Source organism: Mycobacterium sp. NGS50 (genome assembly GCF_059812545.1).
On the sequence record NZ_JCALCW010000096.1, the window covers coordinates 1 to 584 of the forward strand.

The 584-nt window shown below is 57.9% G+C and carries 1 rRNA gene; it reads left to right on the forward strand.

From position 1 onward, the window contains the following. Nucleotides 1–584: ribosomal RNA gene (locus tag AC5Y36_RS25840) — 23S ribosomal RNA — on the forward strand; the annotation flags it as partial.

Consider the following 584-nt stretch of genomic DNA (forward strand, 5'->3'; position numbering starts at 1 on the left):
GTGTGGGGGGAACGCGGGGAAGTGAAACATCTCAGTACCCGTAGGAGAAGAAAACAAAAGTGATTCCGTGAGTAGTGGCGAGCGAAAGCGGAGGATGGCTAAACCGCATGCATGGTGATACCCGGCGGGGGTTGTGTGTGTGGTGTTGTGGGGTGTGTGTTCTCCAGTCCGCCGACTGGGGCAGCAGTGAGAAAAGATGGTGTTAGCCGAAGTGGTCTGGGATGGCCCACCGTAGGCGGTGAGAGTCCGGTAGGTGAAAACATTGTCTCTGTTGTCGCATGTCCCCGAGTAGCAGCGGGCCCGTGGAATCTGCTGTGAATCTGCCGGGACCACCCGGTAAGCCTGAATACTTCCCGATGACCGATAGCGGACGAGTACCGTGAGGGAATGGTGAAAAGTACCCCGGGAGGGGAGTGAAAGAGTACCTGAAACCATGTGCCTACAATCCGTCAGAGCCTTCCCCTTGTGGGTGGGGTGATGGCGTGCCTTTTGAAGAATGAGCCTGCGAGTCACCGGCACGTCGCGAGGTTAACCCGGGTGGGGTAGCCGCAGCGAAAGCGAGTCTGAATAGGGCGTATCCCCGT